12 protein-coding genes are annotated in these 16,035 nt (G+C 71.0%); 7 read left to right on the top strand and 5 right to left on the bottom strand.

Annotation, left to right across the window (positions count from 1 at the left end):
• Positions 1 to 11: 11 nt before the first annotated feature.
• The 4 genes from ASC56_RS02340 (at position 12) to ASC56_RS02325 (ending at position 4,623) form a co-directional block, all read left to right on the top strand.
• Positions 12 to 680 (top strand): nitroreductase, encoded by a 669-nt coding sequence (locus ASC56_RS02340; protein ID WP_055489405.1) that lies wholly within the window; start codon positions 12 to 14, stop codon positions 678 to 680.
• Positions 681 to 777: 97 nt separating this feature from the next.
• Positions 778 to 1,506, top strand: coding sequence for an SDR family oxidoreductase (locus ASC56_RS02335; protein ID WP_055489404.1), 729 nt, complete (start codon positions 778 to 780; stop codon positions 1,504 to 1,506).
• 162 nt (positions 1,507 to 1,668) lie between these two features.
• Positions 1,669 to 2,334 carry a nitroreductase gene (locus ASC56_RS02330; RefSeq protein WP_055489649.1) on the top strand — a complete coding sequence of 222 codons (666 nt, stop codon included), beginning with the start codon at positions 1,669 to 1,671 and terminating at the stop codon, positions 2,332 to 2,334.
• Positions 2,335 to 3,432: 1,098 nt separating this feature from the next.
• Entirely contained in the window at positions 3,433 to 4,623 is a 1,191-nt protein-coding gene (locus ASC56_RS02325; RefSeq protein ID WP_079102227.1) for an acyltransferase, read from the top strand.
• Between the two features lie 206 nt (positions 4,624 to 4,829).
• Here the strand turns inward: ASC56_RS02325 and ASC56_RS02320 are convergent, their stop codons facing one another.
• Positions 4,830 to 5,627, bottom strand: coding sequence for an alpha/beta fold hydrolase (locus tag ASC56_RS02320; RefSeq protein WP_055489648.1), 798 nt, complete (start codon positions 5,625 to 5,627; stop codon positions 4,830 to 4,832).
• Positions 5,628 to 5,949: 322 nt separating this feature from the next.
• Between ASC56_RS02320 and ASC56_RS02315 the strand changes: the two genes are divergently transcribed.
• The gene (locus ASC56_RS02315; RefSeq protein ID WP_371330022.1) at positions 5,950 to 7,095 is read left to right on the top strand and encodes an aromatic acid exporter family protein; all 1,146 of its coding nucleotides are present in this window, start codon (positions 5,950 to 5,952) and stop codon (positions 7,093 to 7,095) included.
• Positions 7,096 to 7,282: 187 nt separating this feature from the next.
• On the opposite strand, the gene ASC56_RS02310 is transcribed toward ASC56_RS02315, so the two are convergent.
• The 3 genes from ASC56_RS02310 to ASC56_RS02300 all read right to left on the bottom strand — a co-directional run bounded on the left by ASC56_RS02310 (position 7,283) and on the right by ASC56_RS02300 (position 13,060).
• Complete coding sequence (locus tag ASC56_RS02310) at positions 7,283 to 8,488, bottom strand: cysteine desulfurase-like protein (protein ID WP_055489402.1); 1,206 nt, start codon at positions 8,486 to 8,488, stop codon at positions 7,283 to 7,285.
• A gap of 210 nt (positions 8,489 to 8,698) precedes the next feature.
• Positions 8,699 to 10,993, bottom strand: a complete 2,295-nt coding sequence (locus tag ASC56_RS02305; protein WP_107309156.1) for an FUSC family protein — start codon at positions 10,991 to 10,993, stop codon at positions 8,699 to 8,701.
• 618 nt (positions 10,994 to 11,611) lie between these two features.
• The gene (locus ASC56_RS02300) at positions 11,612 to 13,060 is read right to left on the bottom strand and encodes a glyceraldehyde-3-phosphate dehydrogenase (RefSeq protein ID WP_055489401.1); all 1,449 of its coding nucleotides are present in this window, start codon (positions 13,058 to 13,060) and stop codon (positions 11,612 to 11,614) included.
• Between the two features lie 279 nt (positions 13,061 to 13,339).
• Between ASC56_RS02300 and ASC56_RS02295 the strand changes: the two genes are divergently transcribed.
• Positions 13,340 to 14,218 (top strand): polysaccharide deacetylase family protein, encoded by an 879-nt coding sequence (locus ASC56_RS02295; protein WP_055489400.1) that lies wholly within the window; start codon positions 13,340 to 13,342, stop codon positions 14,216 to 14,218.
• A 504-nt stretch (positions 14,219 to 14,722) separates the two neighbouring features.
• Positions 14,723 to 15,172 (top strand): DUF6098 family protein, encoded by a 450-nt coding sequence (locus ASC56_RS02290; RefSeq protein WP_055489399.1) that lies wholly within the window; start codon positions 14,723 to 14,725, stop codon positions 15,170 to 15,172.
• A 54-nt stretch (positions 15,173 to 15,226) separates the two neighbouring features.
• Here ASC56_RS02290 and ASC56_RS02285 read toward each other — a convergent pair whose 3' ends face one another.
• A complete protein-coding gene (locus tag ASC56_RS02285) occupies positions 15,227 to 15,901 on the bottom strand; it encodes a dienelactone hydrolase family protein (RefSeq protein ID WP_055489646.1) in 675 nt (224 codons plus the stop codon).
• Between the last annotated feature and the right edge of the window lie 134 nt (positions 15,902 to 16,035).

Below are 16,035 nucleotides of genomic sequence, written 5' to 3'. Positions count from 1 at the left end.
GTCGGACGATCATGGACGTCTACGAGGCGGTCACGAGCCGACGGGCGGTGCGCGCATTCACCGACCGGGATGTCCCGAGGGAGGTGCTGGAGCGCGTGCTCTCCGCCGCGGCCTGGGCGCCGTCCGCGTCGAACCTCCAGCCGTGGCACACCTACGCGGTGGCCGGCGCGCCTCTGGCCGAGATCAAGAAGCGCGCCGGCGAGCGCCTCGCCGCAGGCGACCCCTGGGACGAGCCGGAGTATGAGCAGTACCCGCCGGAACTGAAGTCCCCTTACCGTGAGCGCCGGTCCGCCTTCGGTGAGCAACGCTACGGCGCACTCGGTATCGCTCGCGAGGACATGGAGGCGCGCCAGCGGGCCGCTTCGGCGAACTGGGACTGTTTCGGCGCGCCCGCTGCCCTCTTCTGCTACGTCGATCGCGACCTGGGCCGGCCGCAATGGTCCGACGTCGGCATGTATCTGCAGACCGTCATGCTGCTGCTGCGCGCCGAAGGGCTCCACAGTTGCCCGCAGATGGCTTGGGCGAAGTTTCACAAGACCGTCGCGGAGGTCCTGTCACCCCCGGACGAGCTCATCCTCTTCTGTGGCATGTCGATCGGGTTCGAAGACGCCACGGCACGTGACGCCCGTACAGGCCGGGCCCCGCTCGACGAGACGGCCACCTTCGTCGACGGTCTCTGACGCCGCCCCGCCTCAGTCGGTTGAGGCGCATGTTTCAGCCCCACACAGTGACCCATATGTCATATTTGCGCACATAACCCCCGACGAAAGGCATCCCATGAAGATCGCAGTCATCGGCGGTACCGGACTGATCGGATCGCAGGTCGTCACAGACCTGAACGCCGCCGGGCACGAGGCGGTACCGCACTCGAAGTCCACCGGGGTCGACGTCGTCAGCGGCCAGGGACTGGACGAGGCGGTGGCGGGAGCCGACGTCGTCGTCAACCTGACGAACTCCCCGACCTTCGACGAAGCCTCCCTCGCCTTCTTCCAGACCTCGATGGACAACCTCCTGGCCGCGGCCCACAAGGGCGGCGTCGGCCACTTCGTCATCCTCTCGATCGTCGGCACGGACCAGGTGCCGGAGCTGGACTACTACCGCGCCAAGGCGCTCCAGGAGAAGCTCCTCGCGGACGGGCCGATCCCCTACTCGATCGTCCGGGCGACACAGTTCATGGAGTTCATGGACGCCGTCCTGTCCTGGACCGCCGACGCCGACACCGTCCGGCTGCCCGCCACGCCGATCCAGCCGATCGCCTCCAGGGACGTGGCCGCCGCGGTGGCGGAGGTCGCCGCCGGCGCCCCGCTGAACGGCATCCGCAACATCGCCGGCCCCGAGATCTTCACCCTGGACGAGCTGGGCCGGATCACCCTGTCCCACAAGGGCGACAACCGCACCGTCGTGACCGACCCCACCGCCGGCATGTTCGCCGCCGTCAAGGGTGACGTCCTCACCGACAAGGACGCCCACCTCGCCCCCACCCGCTACACCGACTGGCTCTCCTGACCCGCTCACCCTCTGAGGTGCGCAGACCGCAAAGAGCCACCCCGTCGCATCATTCTACCGCAGGCGCACAGCGGTGAACGCGCCGGTACCGGTGGGCGGACTGGGCTTTCCGTTCTCTGTCCACGAATGGTCACAGGGAGCAGATGAGGGAGGTAGATGATCCTGGACGTCTATGAGGCGGTCACGAGCCGACGAGCGGTTCGCGGATTCACCAGCCGGCAAGTGCCGAGGCAGGTGCTGGAGCGCGTGCTCTCCGCCGCGGCCTGGGCGCCGTCCGGGTCGAACCTCCAGCCGTGGCGTACCTACGTGGTGACCGGTGGGCCGCTGGCCGAGCTCAAGAGGCGCGCCGGCGAGCGCGTGGCCGCAGCCGACCCCTGGGACGAGCGGGAGTACGAGATGTACCCGGCCGCACTGAAGTCCCCGTACCACGAGCGCCGATCCGCCTTCGGCCATGAGCGCTACAGCGCACTCGGCATTGCGCGTGAGGACTGGGAGGCGCGCCAGCGGGCCGCTGCCGCGAACTGGGACTGTTTCGGCGCGCCCGCCGCCCTGTTCTGCTACATCGACCGCGACATGGGCCGGCCTCAATGGTCCGACGTCGGCATGTATCTACAGACCGTCATGCTGCTACTGCGCGCCGAAGGACTGCACAGTTGCCCGCAGATGGCGTGGTCGGTGTATCGCAAGACCGTCGCGGAGATCCTGTCACCTCCGGACGAGCTCATCCTCTTCTGTGGCATGTCGATCGGGTTCGAGGACGTCACTGTGGGCTACAGGCGTACGGGCCGGGCGCCGCTCGACGAGACCGTCACGTTCGTCGAAGGTTAGGAGCAGCACGCTCCGGCCTGTTCGCTTGTGCCGCTCGGCTCGGACGGCATGCGACGCGGCGTCGGCGAGTCTACGGATCGCATGCGTCGGGCAGTCGTTCATCACCGCGCTACCTGGAGACGCCAGTTGAAGCGGTCTCCGGCTCGGGTCCGGTGGGGCCCGGAACGTGACCTGCACCTGCAGCCGCTTCCTCACCGCTCGCGGCGTCCGGACCGCTCGGCGGCAACAGCCCGGCGGGCGCGCGGGCGCTGCGGCGGCGATTCAGGGCGCGTCCAGTGAAATTCCTGTGACGTGGTGGAGTGGGCCTGGTGGGCGGCACCACCCTGTGCGGCGGGGATTCACCGGCGCCTGCTACGGTCCATGCGGTAGGCGTCGGTAACGGATCGATAACGGGGGCGAAGGGTCTGATTTCATGCACCAGCCGAATGCGAGTCGCCGCTGTGCCGGCTGAGGCCCGGGCAGCGGAGGTCGGAGAGCGCATCGGTGAGACGGACGCAACCGTGCGCGGCGACCACGCCGACGGGGTGGTGCGCCCGGCCGTCACTGCCACTGAACGGGACCCGGTGGCCGAGGAGCGCGCCGGCCCGGCAGCTCGCCGACCCGGAGACGCTGCCTGACCGGCTCGTCAAGGACCCCCCGCCCGGGCGGAGGCGCGCGGTGCACGGAGGCGGCTCGCCGACGTGACCGTTGCCGGACGGAGCTCGGTGGCCGTGGGGCCGTACGTCCCGCCTCTGGCTGCGCCGACATCGTCTTCGACGCCCCCGGTTCCCACTCCCTGGGTGGGCGCACCTCGGGATTCGACCGCCCCGACCGGGTCCGGTTCACCCCGCGCCGACCAGCCCGCCGACCCGGCCGACCGTCGGTCAACTGCCTTCCCGAGGTGTTCCCCGCCGTGGCCCGCCTGCCCGCCGCGGTGGACGGCCCGACCCGGGGCAACGCCCCCGCGGCTGGATGGCCACCCCTTCGGCGCCGACGGAAAACCCAACTCTCGATGAACAGCTCTCACTTCTCTATGCGCCACATGCTGACAACAGTCGCCCATTCGCCACTCGTCCGTGCCGGGCTCATGCCCCTTCGCCGCGTCGGGCAGGTGGCCGTATGACGGTGCTGGCCGAGAAGAACAGCCCGTCCCTCGCGGTTCCCGCCGCCGGTGGGCAATTGCCGTCCCTGACCGGGATGAGATGGACGGCCGCACTCCTGGTCTTCGTGTATCACGTCCGGAACTTCGGCTACTTCGGCGGCGAAGGCGCACGACTGGTCGACTGGGCGTTCGGGGCAGGTGCCACCGGAGTGTCCTTCTTCTTCATCCTCTCCGGCTTCGTACTGTCCTGGACGGCCCGCGAGGGCGACAGCGCACGTGTCTTCTGGCGCCGCCGCCTGGCCCGTATCTACCCCGTCCACCTGGTCACCGCCTCTCTCGCGCTTGTGCTGTCCCTGACCCTGGTCCCCGCGCTCACGCCCAGCGGCGTCGGGGAGACGGCGGCCAATCTGTTGCTCGTCAGTTCCTGGAAGCGCGAGTGGTGGCAGGCCCTCAATCCGGTCAGCTGGTCCCTCACCTGCGAGGCGTTCTTCTACGCCGCCTTCCCCGCCCTGTACGCGGCCCTGCGCAGGCTCGGCCCCCGCTCCCTCACCGCCGTGGCGATCGCCAGCGGGATCCTGGTGATCCTGCTGCCGTGGGCCAACGTTCACTACGCGCCGGACTGGACCCTGGCCAGCTTCCCCGCCGCCCGTCTGCCCGAGTTCGTCCTCGGCGCCGCCATCGGCCGCCTGGTACGCCGGGGAGAATGGCGCGGGCCGGGACTCGACGTCTCGCTCGCCCTCACCCTCGTCGGCTACTTCCTGACCCGCGAGCTCCCCAACGTGTACGGCCCGGCCGCCTGCACCATCGTCGGTCTGGGCCTGCTCATCCCCGCCGCGGCGGTCGCCGACCTGCGGGGGTTGCCCTCCTTCTGGCGTCGACGACCCCTGGTCGTCCTCGGCGAGTGGTCGTTCGCCTTCTACATGATCCACATCCTGGTCATGCGCGCCGGGGAGCGGCTCTTCGTCCCCCATCCCCATCTGCCCGTGGAACAGGCCCTGCCCTCCGCCACGGCTGCCTTCCTCGTCTCCCTCGGCCTGGCCTGGGCCCTGTACGCGGCGGTCGAACTGCCCGGACGCCGAGCACTCCTGGGCCGCCGACGACGGACGGAGGTCCGCGTCGGAGCGGGACGGGAGGCCGAAACCGGTGCGCCCGACAGCGCCGGCGACGTTCCGCTCAAGGGCAGTCAAAGGGTTGGCTCTGACGCGTAGGGATTCGGCAAGAGACAAGGCGGCCTGAGCCGGGCCGCGGCTGCCGCTGCCGCTGCTCACCGCTTACGCGGACGCGATCATCTGGAGGGTGTGCACACGTGTGGAGCGGGAACGCGTCTCCTCCGCCCTCAAGGTCACCAATCCAGGCCCGGCGCAGGCGACGGTCAAGTCAGGCCTCTGCCGGCACTCGCCCCCGTGATCGTCGGTCAATGGCGGGTCACGTGGCCGCCGCCGGAGGCCGGGGCGGAACCAGCGGCCGTCGCGGCCTGGACCACGAGGTCGGTGACCGCGTCGGGATGGGAGAGCATGGCCACGTGGGAGGAGTCGATCTCCACGGTGTGGGAGCCGGCGCGCTTCGCCTCGAAGCGTTCCTGGTCCGGGTTGATGGCCTTGTCCTGCTTCGCGACCAGGGACCAGGACGGGATGTTCCGCCAGGCGGCCACCTTGGCCATCTCGGAGAACGCCGCCGTGCCGGCCGGCCGTTGGGTCGCTGCCAGCAGCTTCGCGGTGCTCTCCGGCAGGTCGGCGGCGAAGACCTGGTGGAGCTTGTCCGCCCGGAGGTACAGATCCGTCCCACCCGCGCCGCCTGCGACCCGGTACGGGACGGACTTGGTGACGTTGCCGAGCGTAGTGGGGAAGCGAGCGGCCAGCGACGCGGTGCTCTCGCCCTTGTCGGGCACGACGGCTGCCACGTACACCAGTGATCTCACCCGGGGGTTGCCCGCTGCGGCCGAGCTGATCACTGCGCCGCCGTAGGAGTGGCCCACCAGCACGATCGGACCTTTGATGCCGGCCAGCACGGAGGCGATGTAGGTGGAGTCGCTGTCCAGACCGCGCAGCGGGTTGGCGGGGGCCATGACCGGGTAGCCACGACGTTCGAGTCGTTCGACGACGCTGTTCCAACTGGACGCGTCCGCGTACGCCCCGTGCACCAGGACCACGGTGGGTCTGGCGCCGGACGGGTCGCCGCCCGCGGTGGCCGGTGCCGCCACCGTCGCGCACATGGCCAAGGCGCAGCCGGCCGCCGTGGTGTGCAGGCGGCCTGTCCACCACCTGGCACGCAGAACCGAGGATGCCCGCATACTGGTCTCGCTTTCCTACGAGGTCCCCGGCTCCCAACGTCTCCGCATCCGCACACCCGGGCCCGACGGCAGGGCCCGACCGGGTGAGAGCGCCGGGCATCGGAGTGGCGGACGGCGTCCGAGGGTTTGGGGCTGCCGCCCGTCAGCTCCAAGCGAGGCCGATCGACAGGCTGCTCCCAGGAAGTGATGTGAATCCCGGCATCACCAGTGCATTCATCCCGCTCCGGGTGGCAACCCGGCGGGTATGCAATCGATGCGAGGAGCGGTGCGGTCGGCACGGCGCCACCTCGGCGCCGGCGCCCAGGCGGTGCGGCGGGCGTGTGTGGAGCCGGGCCGGGAGCGGGATCTGGCCGTCCAGGCCGTGAAGGCGGCGCTGGCCGCCTGGGTGACCTGGTCGGTGGCCGGCTGGTGGTTCGAGGCGCCGGCGGCGTTCGTGGCGCCGTGGGTGGCGATCGTCCTGGTCGAGTCCACGGTGTACCGATCGCTCGCGCACGGGCTGCAGCAGCTGGCGGCGATCGCCACCGGCACCGTCGTGGCCACCTCGGTCGCCCTCCTGCTGCACAGCACGATGACCGCGATGGTGCTGGTCCTGCCGACCGTGGTACTGCTGGGCAACTGGCAGCGCCTGGGAAGTCAGGGCATCTACGCCGCCACCGGCGCGCTGTTCGTCCTCACCGGTGGAACGGTCAGTGTGGCCACCTCGGCGGCCCGGATCGCCGAGGCGGTCTTCGGGGCCGCGGTCGGGATCGCCGTCAACGCGCTGGTCCGGCCTCCCGTGTACCTGCGCGACACCCGCGCCGCCCTGCAGGACGCCACCGGCGAGGCGTACGACATCCTGCGGACCGTGGCCGATGGGCTGGACAAGGGCCGGTGGGACGTCCACGAGGCCGGAACCTGGCACGAGCGGGCGCTCCGCCTGCAGCGCCTCGTCGACCAGGCCCGCTCCGCGGTCGGCTGGAGCCGGGAGAGCCTGCGCATCAACCTCCGCCGCCGCTCTTCCGCGATGTCCACGCCGGGCAAGGACTACGACGACGCGATCGTGGTCCTCGACTATGCCGCCGTGCACACGGCCGGCGTGACGCGGACCGTCCTGGAGGCCGCCTCCGAGGACTGTCCGGAGATCCGGCCGCAGGGGCCCATCGCCCGCCACTACGCGGACTTCCTGCGCCAGAGCGCCGAGGCCATCCACCTCTACAGCCAGTGCCGGTTCGGCCACCGTCGCGACCACGAACTGCACCAGGCCGTCATCGAGCTTCGCCGGACACTGGATGAACTACGGCGTCACGCGCTCAGCTCGGTGCCCGACGATCCCGACCAAATGGCGACCTACGGCACCCTGTTGACCCAGGCCCGTCGGCTGGCCGATCAACTCGCCCTCTCCGGCCCATGACCAGGGGAAGCGCCCCCGCTCCGGGTGCCCGCCTCAGAGGCTTCGTGGAAAGCCCGTCAGGCCCACCGTCGATGCCGCACGGGTCCGGTCCTCCGGCCGATGCTGCCCTGCCGGGGCCGTCCGGCAGGCGAGCGCGGCCGGCCCCGTCGGCGCCCACCGCGCCCGGGCGGCCGCCCCCCATGACGGCTCAGGCGCGCAGGAAGTCCGCCAGACCCTCCAAGAGGCGGTCGACGTCTGCGGAGTCGTTGTACGGCGCGAGGCCGACGCGGAGGCCTCCGGTGTCGCCCAGGCCGAGTCGGCGGGAGGCTTCGAGGGCGTAGAAGGAGCCGGCGGTCGCGTGGACGTCGCGCTCGGCCAGGAAACGGTAGGCATCCGTGGTGCCGCGGTCCTCGAACGTCAGGAGCAGGGTCGGGGTCCGGTCGGCGGCCCGGGAGTGCACCGTGATCCGGGCGAGCTCCGACAGCCCCTTGTCGAGCTGCGCCCTCAGGGTCTCCTCGTGCGCGTGGAGTGCTGCGAAGGCGGAGGCGAGCCGCTCCCGGCGGGTGCCTGTGGCGCCGGTGTCCAGGTCGGCGAGGAAGTCGACCGCCGCGCGCGTGCCGGCGAGGAACTCGTAGGGCAGCGTGCCGAGTTCGAAGCGCTCCGGGACCGCGTCGGCGGAGGGGAGCAGCTTGTCGGGGCGCACGGTCTCCAGCAGTTCGGGCCGGGCGGCGAGGACGCCGTGGTGGGGACCGAGGAACTTGTACGGGGAGCAGGTGAAGAAGTCCGCGCCGAGCTGTTCCACGTCGACCAGGGAGTGGGCGGTGTAGTGGACGCCGTCGACGTACAGCAGGGCCCCGGCCTCATGCACCGCGCGGGAGATCTCCGCGATCGGGGGACGGGTGCCGATCAGGTTGGAGGCAGCGGTGACGGCGACCAGCCGGGTGCGCTCCGAGAGGACGGCACGGATGTCCTCGACGGCGAGTTCGCCCGTGGCGGGGTCGAAGTCGGCCCACCGGACGGTGGCACCGACCTGCTCGGCGGCCTGGATCCAGGGGCGGATGTTGGAGTCGTGGTCCAGGCGTGTGACGACCACCTCGTCCCCGGGCTCCCACGTCTTGGCGAGGGCACGGGAGAAGTCGTACGCGAACTGGGTGGCGCTGCGGCCGAAGACGATTCCGGACGGGTCCGCGCCCAGCAGGTCCGCCATGGCCCGCCGGGTCTCGATGACGATGGTGTCGGCGTTGCGCTCCCCGGCCACTTCCCGGCCCCGGTTCGACAGGGGGTGGGCGAGCGCGTCGGTGATGGCCTGGATGACGGGCTCGGGCGTCTGCGTACCGCCGGGCCCGTCGAAGTGGGCGATGCCTGCGGTCAGGGCGGGGAACTGCGCACGGACGCCGATGATGTCGTAACTCACGAGGGCTCCTGTCCCAGGGCTGGAGGTCGGGGTGATCGGTGGGCGGTTGCGGCGGATGAATGACGGTAGCCGAGACCGTGGGAAACCGCTGTACACGGGCTGACCAGCGGCGAGTTCCATGACGGAGGGATCTGCCGGAGCATGGTCCGGCCGTCCGGCCGTCGTCCGGGCCCTTAGGGATCCTTGCCGTTCCGGCCGTCGTCCGGCCCGTTACCGTTGCGGCGCGCCGACGGGGACATGGAGCGGACGGGCCAGTCCGGCCACCGCCTCGTCCAGGCGCTGCAGGTGCCGCAGCACCCGGTCGGTGACGCGGTCGTAGCGTGGTGCGCCGAGGGTCCCCGGCTTCAGCATGGACGCGATGCTGGGGCCGGTCAGGATCGGGGTGGTGCTGCGTTCGTCGGTGACATGGGCGGCTATCGCCTCGATATTGCCGACGATGCGCCGGCCGGCCCGGCGCAGCCGGGGATCCGCCGCGATGGACGGGTGCTCAGGCAGCAGTTCGGCGGTCGCCGCCAGTGAGCGCGCATGGTAGGCGCAGGTCTCCAGCGTCGCGACGACATAGCGAGCCGTGTCCCGGCGGGCCCGCAGGGGCATGATCGGGTGGGTGAGCGGCTGTGTCGAGTCATGCAGATCGGCCAGTGCCTGGTCGAGGTCGCGTGCCTTGTCCAGGAGGTCGGCCGCGGGCCCGCCGCTGAGCTGGTCGACCGCCGCGTCGGTGACGTCGGCGAGCCGGGCCAGCACGGTGCCGAGCAGTTCGTTCGTACGGCGATCGGTGTTGACCGGCAGGACCAGCGCCGCCGCGACGATGCCGCAGACCGCGCCCAGCGCCGTCTCCTCGATGCGCAGTACGAGCACGGCGGGGCTGTAGCGGTTGAGCAGGGTGTAGAGGAGGCCCAGCATCGCGGTGACGAAGAACGACATCAGCGTGTGGGACAGGGGCGCCGTGTAGAACATCGCGAAGATGCACACGAGCACCAGGGCGAACGCCGTCCATGTGTGATGCCCGACCAGCCCTGCCAGCCCGAGGCCCACCACGCCGAGGACGGTCCCCAGCAGCCGGCGGTACCCCTTGACCAGGATCTCGCCGGTGGACGCGGTGTTGATGAACACGATCCAGCAGGTCAGCACCGCCCAGTACCACCGCTGACCGGAGAGGAGCTCACCGCCGACGATGGCGAGCGCCGATCCCACCGCCACCTGCACGGCCGCACGCGTGGTGGGGCGCTCCAGCCCGGTGCGTTCCCCTTCCTCCCGCGCCGCCTCCTCGCTTCCGCCGATCGCGGCGTCCTCCGCGTCCAGTTCCTCGCGCGAGCGGGTCGTCGCGGGAGTGTCGTCGGAGTCGTCCTGGGGCCCCTCGAGGGCGATCCGCAGCCCCAGGACCGCCCGCGCCGCCTCGCCGATCCCCCGGAAGACGTCCTGGACGGCGCTTGGCGCGGGTGGCAGGTTGTCCTCGTCCCGGTAGCCGAGCAGCCGGTTGCGCACATGGGAGAGCGCGGTCCCGGTCTCCTGCCCGACGGGCCGCAGGACGAGCAGACGCAGCGCCTCCAGGTCGCGGCGCAGCGTGGCGGTCGTCTCGTCCCCCTCGGGCAGCGGGCCGCCCGAGGGCACGGGAGCTCCCGGCAGGTGCAGGGTGAGTGAGTCGGCCCGCTCGGCGCTGCGCGCGGTGAGCAGCAGGAGTCCCAGGCGTTCGGCGGCGATCTCGGCATCGGCGATACGGCGCTGCACCAGCCGGGCCACCGTCTCGTCGGAGGTCCCCCGCTCCAGCCGTCCCTGGATCATCATGGCCGTCTCGTGCAGGGCCGCGGTCCTGTGACGCACCTCGTCGAGGGCCTTCTCCATGTCCTCCGGGTCGGCGTCGAGCAGGGCGACCTGCGCGGCGAGCAGTTGCGCGAGGCGGGCCCTGAAGGCCCGGCGCAACCGGTCGAGGACTCCCGAGGGCGTCTCGGGCACCAGCGCGAAGCGCACCACGGCGCTGCACACGAAGGCGAGAGTGATCGCGCCGTAGAGCCCCGGCAGCGCCGGGACGGTCGCACCGACGAACAGGGAGAGGAAGTAGACCTGGAATCCGATCAGCCCCAGTGCCGTACCGCGGTCGCCGAACCGCCGGCTGTAGACGGCGCAGAAGATGAGCGCGATGAAGAACAGGTCCCCGGCCACCAGGCGGGAGTTGAGAAGGGCGCCGAGCGAGACCGAGGCCAGCGCCACGGGGAGCCCCAGAGCGAGCGTGACGGCCTGCCGGGCCCGCTCCTTCTCGCGGATGGCGAAGGTCGCGACCATGGCTGACATGGCCCCCGCCACCAGATAGGGCACGCCGACCCGGAGAAGGGCCAGGACGGCCAGGGTGAGCGCGACGGCGGACACGGTTCTGAGGCCGGCTGTGAGACGCAGCAGCCCGGGATCCGATGCCGCGATGCGATCCCACAGCGTCACCCGAACCGACCGACCCGCCACCCTCACTCCGCCGTACTCTCTCTCCCACGTCCCGTCATGATCCCTTCTCAGCATCGCACGACGCGGCCCGACCGATGGTGCGTGGGTACCGCGGGTACCGCCCGGGCCGGTCGGCCTGAGCCGGGTCAGCGGCCGGGGTCGGTCGGCTCGACGCCGTGGACGGTGGTCGGGGTCGGTCGGCTCGACGCCGTGGACGGTGGTCGGGGTCGGTCGGCTCGACGCCGTGGACGGTGGTCGGGGTCGGTCGGCTCGACGCCGTGGACGGTGGTCGGGGTCGGTCGGCTCCACGCCGTGGACGGTGGTCGGGGTCGGTCGGCTCCACGCCGTGGACGGTGGTCGGGTCGGTGAGTCCGCTGATGGTCAGGACCGGGGCGAGGAGGGGGCGATGACTCGCCCTCACCCCGGCCGGCGGCGGCCATCCGCCGGCCTTGGTAGTGCCCGCCGAGAAGGCCGTCAACTCCCTGTAGGGCGAGCGCGGAAGCCCCAGCGGGAGACGGACGGTCCAAGATCGACTGCCGACTGCCGACTGCCGACTGCCGACTGCCGACTGCCGACTGCCGACTGCCGACTGCCGACTGCCGGCCCGTTGACGACTGCCGACGCCCTACGCTGCCCGGGGGGCGGCAGGGCAGTACCGCTCACCCCGGCAGCGGACCGGAGCGTCCGTCGGGATCAGACGGCCGGGACGGGGTAGGTCGGGTACTCCACGCCCGAGACGTACTGGACGACGCGGACGACCTGGCAGGAGTAGCCGAACTCGTTGTCGTACCACAGGTAGAGGATCGCGTTGTCGCCCTCGACCTTGGTGGCGCCGGCATCGACGATCGAGGCGTGACGCGAGCCGATGAAGTCGCTGGAGACCGCGTCGGGCGCGCTGATGAAGTCGATCTGGCGCTTGAGGGGCGAGGTCAGCGACACGTTGCGGAGGTAGTCGAGGACCTCCTCGCGGGTGGTCTCGCGGGTGAGCTGCAGGTTGAGGATCGCGATCGAGACGTCCGGCACCGGTACGCGGATGGAGCTGCCGGTGATCTTCGCCTTGAGGTCGGGCAGGGCCTTGGCGACGGCGGAGGCGGCACCGGTCTCGGTGATGACCATGTTGAGCGGTGCCGAGCGGCCGCGACGGTCGGAGTTGTGGTAATTGTCCAGCAGGTTCTGGTCGTTGGTGAACGAGTGGACGGTCTCCACGTGGCCGCGCACCACGCCGTACTCGTCGGCCATCGCCTTCAGCGGCGGGACGATCGCGTTGGTGGTGCAGGACGCGCAGGACAGGATCTGCTCGTCCGGCTTGACGGTGTCGTGGTTGACGCCGTGCACGATGTTGGGGACATCGCCCTTGCCCGGCGCGGTGAGCACCACCTTGTCGATGCCGGGGCGCAGGTGCTTCGACAGGCCCTCGCGGTCGCGCCACTTGCCGGTGTTGTCGATGAGGATGGCGTCCTTGATGCCGTACGCCGTGTAGTCCACCGACGTAGGGTCGTCGGAGTAGATCACCTTGATCTCGTTGCCATTGGCGATGATCTTGCTGTTCGCCTCGTCGACGGTGATCGTGCCCTGGAAGGGTCCGTGGATGGAGTCACGGCGCAGCAGCGAGGCCCGCTTGACGAGGTCCTCGGCGGCCCCGCCGCCGCGGACGACGATGGCGCGCAGCCGCAGGCCGTTGCCGGAGCCGGCCTTCTCGATGAGGAGGCGGGCGACGAGGCGGCCGATGCGGCCGAACCCGTAGAGGACGACGTCGCGTCCCTCGCGGCGCTCCATCTTGTTGGCACCCGTGGCCCCGGCGACGGCCCCCGCGGTGAAGTCCTCCACCGAGAGCCCCCGGTCGTCGCTCCTGTACGTCGCGGCGAGCATGCCGATGTCGATCTGGGAGGGGCCGAGGTCGAGCCTGGTCAGGGCCTGGAGGAAGGGCAGCGTCTCGGTGACCGAGAGTTCCTCACCGGCGATCTGCCGGGCGAACCGGTGGGTCTTGAGGATGCTGACCACCGACTTGTTCACCAAGGAGCGGCTGTGCAGCAGGACCGTGACGTCCCGCTCCCGGTGCAGCTTCCCGATGATCGGGATCATCGACTCCGCGATCTCCTCGCGGGTCTTCCAGTTGGTGAACGAGTCATCATTGACAGTCACAGGTGCATCTTTCGAGCTAGGCGGTGCTCATATGCTAACCCCACGCTCCCGTTGATCATTCAGGCGGTACCGCCTGGGGGCGCCATGCGCCGTCACAGCTCGGGCAGTTCCTGTAATGCCCTTCCACGCGGCCCGATGGCGCGGTGGCAAATGATCTACAAAGGATGTTTGGCGAACCCTTGTCCCCCGTCTTCCCGGACCCGGCCTCACCACCGCATACGGTTGCCGTGACGGGCGCCGGGTTGCCCGTCGTGGACCTTCGATCAGCTGGGGGAGTGGATGACACCCAGTCGCCGGGCGGTGCTGGCTGCCATGGCGGGAAGCGTGCTCGCCGGCTGTACGGCCCCGGGGAGCGAGACGAGCGGCGGCGCGTCCGCGTCCGGCGCACCCCCCACCTCCGCGGCGACCACCACGGAAGCCCCGACCTCCGCCCCCTCGGCCACGGCGCCCGCGGTCACCCGTGCCGAGATCGTGGCCCGCTACGGCCATGCCGTGCCGCACACCTGGGGCCTTCAGGCGCCGGGTACGGTGCACGCGCTGCCGACCACGAAGCGGGTGGTCGCGCTGACCTTCGACGCCTGCGGCGGCCCGGGCGGCAGCGGCTATGACCAGGCGCTGATCGACTTCCTCCGCAAACGGGAGGTACCGGCGACTCTCTTCCTCAACTCCCGCTGGATCGACGCCAATCCGGCGGTCTTCCGCCGACTGGCCGCCGAGCCCCTGTTCGAGATCGCCAACCACGGCACCCGGCATCGTCCGCTGTCGGTCACCGGACGCTCCGCCTACGGCATCCCCGGCACCCGCAGCGCCGGAGAGGTGTACGACGAGATCGCCGGCAACCAGGCCAAGCTCACCCGGCTGCTGGGCGCCCCGCCACGCTTCTTCCGGTCCGGTACCGCGTACTGCGACGACGTCGCCGCACGGATCGTCACCGACCTGGGGGAGCGCTTCGCCGCCTTCTCCGTCAACGGCGACGGCGGCGCCACCTTCACCCCCGAACAGGTCCGCTCCACCGTCGCGTCCGCCCACGGCGGATCCATCGTGCTGTGCCACATGAACCACCCCAGGGGCGGCACAGCCCGGGGCATCGCCGCCGCCGTCCCCCACCTGCTGGCCACCGGCCACAGCTTCGTGCGTCTCTCGGACGCGGTGCACTGACGCAAAGGCCCGAGCCGTCCTGGCGACCACGGCAACGGGCGGACGGTAGGCGTGGAAGTTGTCGCACCCCCCATCGAGCTGGACGACCGGGTCGGCCCCACCACCGGGCCGTGCCTGCGGCGCGTCCAGCGGCTGGCGGCCGACGGCGTCATCCGCGGCTGTAGGGCGGTCATCGACCCGGCGGCCGTGGGACGCTCCTTCGAGGTCCTGATCGACCTCACCCTGGAAGCGCCGGACGCGGAGACCTTCGAGCAGACCCGGCACAGGCCGAGGAGGCCGCAGCCGCCGGCGGAGGCAGGAGGCCGAGGCCCGGACGTTCGGGTTCACGGTGTCCCACTTCACGGATGTCCCACTTCTTCCTTAATGGATGTCCCACGTCACGGATGTCCCACGCGCATCGGGGTACCCGCCGGGGCGCCGGTGATCGCACCTGTGCGTGGTGGAGGGAGAACCGGAGCGGGAGGGACGACCAGGAGCGGGGCGACCGGGAGGAGGAACGAGCGCATGGATGTGCCGGAAGAGCTTCCCGTCCTGCGGTCCCTCGGCGAGCTGGGGGCACTGGTGGAGCGCCACCGCGACCTCTACGTCCGCTGGTCGCACGGCCCTGCCGCCGATCTGGCGGCCGTCGGCAGCAGGGACGACCTCACCGGCGTCCGGATGCCCGGGCTGTCCGCCAACCCCCTCGGTGTCGAGCCCTGGTGGGAGGACCGGCCCGTCGAACTGTGGGTGGCCAGGCGGCTGCACGACTATTCGCACCTGCCCCAGGAGAAGGGAGCGGGCGTGCGCCCCTGGGTTCTGCGAGGGCGGGTGCAGGGCCGGGGGCCCGACAACGAGCCGCTCGTGCGGGATGTCGAGCCCGTCGGCTGGATCGACGAGAGGGTCATCGCGGAGGCGCAGGCGGCGGTCGACCGCCAGACCGGCACCTGGGGACCCCTGCGCCGCGGCGACGGGTGACGCACCCGACGAGGGGACGCAGACGCCTGAGCCGGACGACGGCATACGCCCACCTCAACCGGAATGTGCCGCGCGGGCCCCCTTGCCCTTCAGATAAGCCAGGAACCACTGGCTGGCGGCCTCGGCCACCTGCTCCAGGGCGCCGGGTTCGGGGAAGAGGTGCGTGGCACCCGGCACGACCAGTATCTCGTGCGGCACCGACAGCTTCTCGGCGGCCTTCCGATTGAGGTCGAGGACGGTCTCGTCGCTGCCTCCGACGATGAGCAGGACCGGTGCCCTGACCCGCTCCAGGGCATCGCCCGCCAAGTCCGGCCGTCCGCCCCGGGAGACCACCGCATACACCCGCTCCGGCTCGTCGGCCGCCGCCACCAGCGCCGCGGCCGCCCCGGTGCTGGCCCCGAACAGGCCCACCGGAAGCCCCCTGGTGTTCGGCTCCTGTGCCAGCCAGTCGATGGCTGAGACAAGGCGCCGGCTCAGCAGACCGATGTCGAAGCGGTACTCGCCTGTCGCGGCGTCCTCGCGCTCCTCCCGCTCGGTCAGCAGGTCGAGCAGCAAGGTGCCCAGTCCCGCCTTGTGCAGTGCCGTCGCGACCGCCCGGTTGCGCGGGCTGAGCCGGGAACTGCCGCTGCCGTGCGCGAACAACACCATCGCCGGTGCCGGGCCCGGCACCACAAGGTCGCCCGAGAGCACCGCTCCCTGAGCGGGAACCACCACCAATTCGGAGATCATCTCGTCCACCTCCCCGCGGCCGTCCGATGTCGATGCACTGCCGGGTACCCGTGGAAGCGGACGGCACCCGCCGTACCCGCTCCGATCGCCTCGTGGGCTCCCCAGCGCAGCCGAACGGAGGCCGCCGGTGGGGC

The sequence above is a fragment of the Streptomyces sp. TP-A0356 genome (assembly GCF_001417775.1).
Classification (GTDB): Bacteria; Actinomycetota; Actinomycetes; order Streptomycetales; family Streptomycetaceae; genus Streptomyces.
Note: the sequence above shows the minus strand (reverse complement) of the source record. Positions and strands in the feature narration are given on the sequence as shown.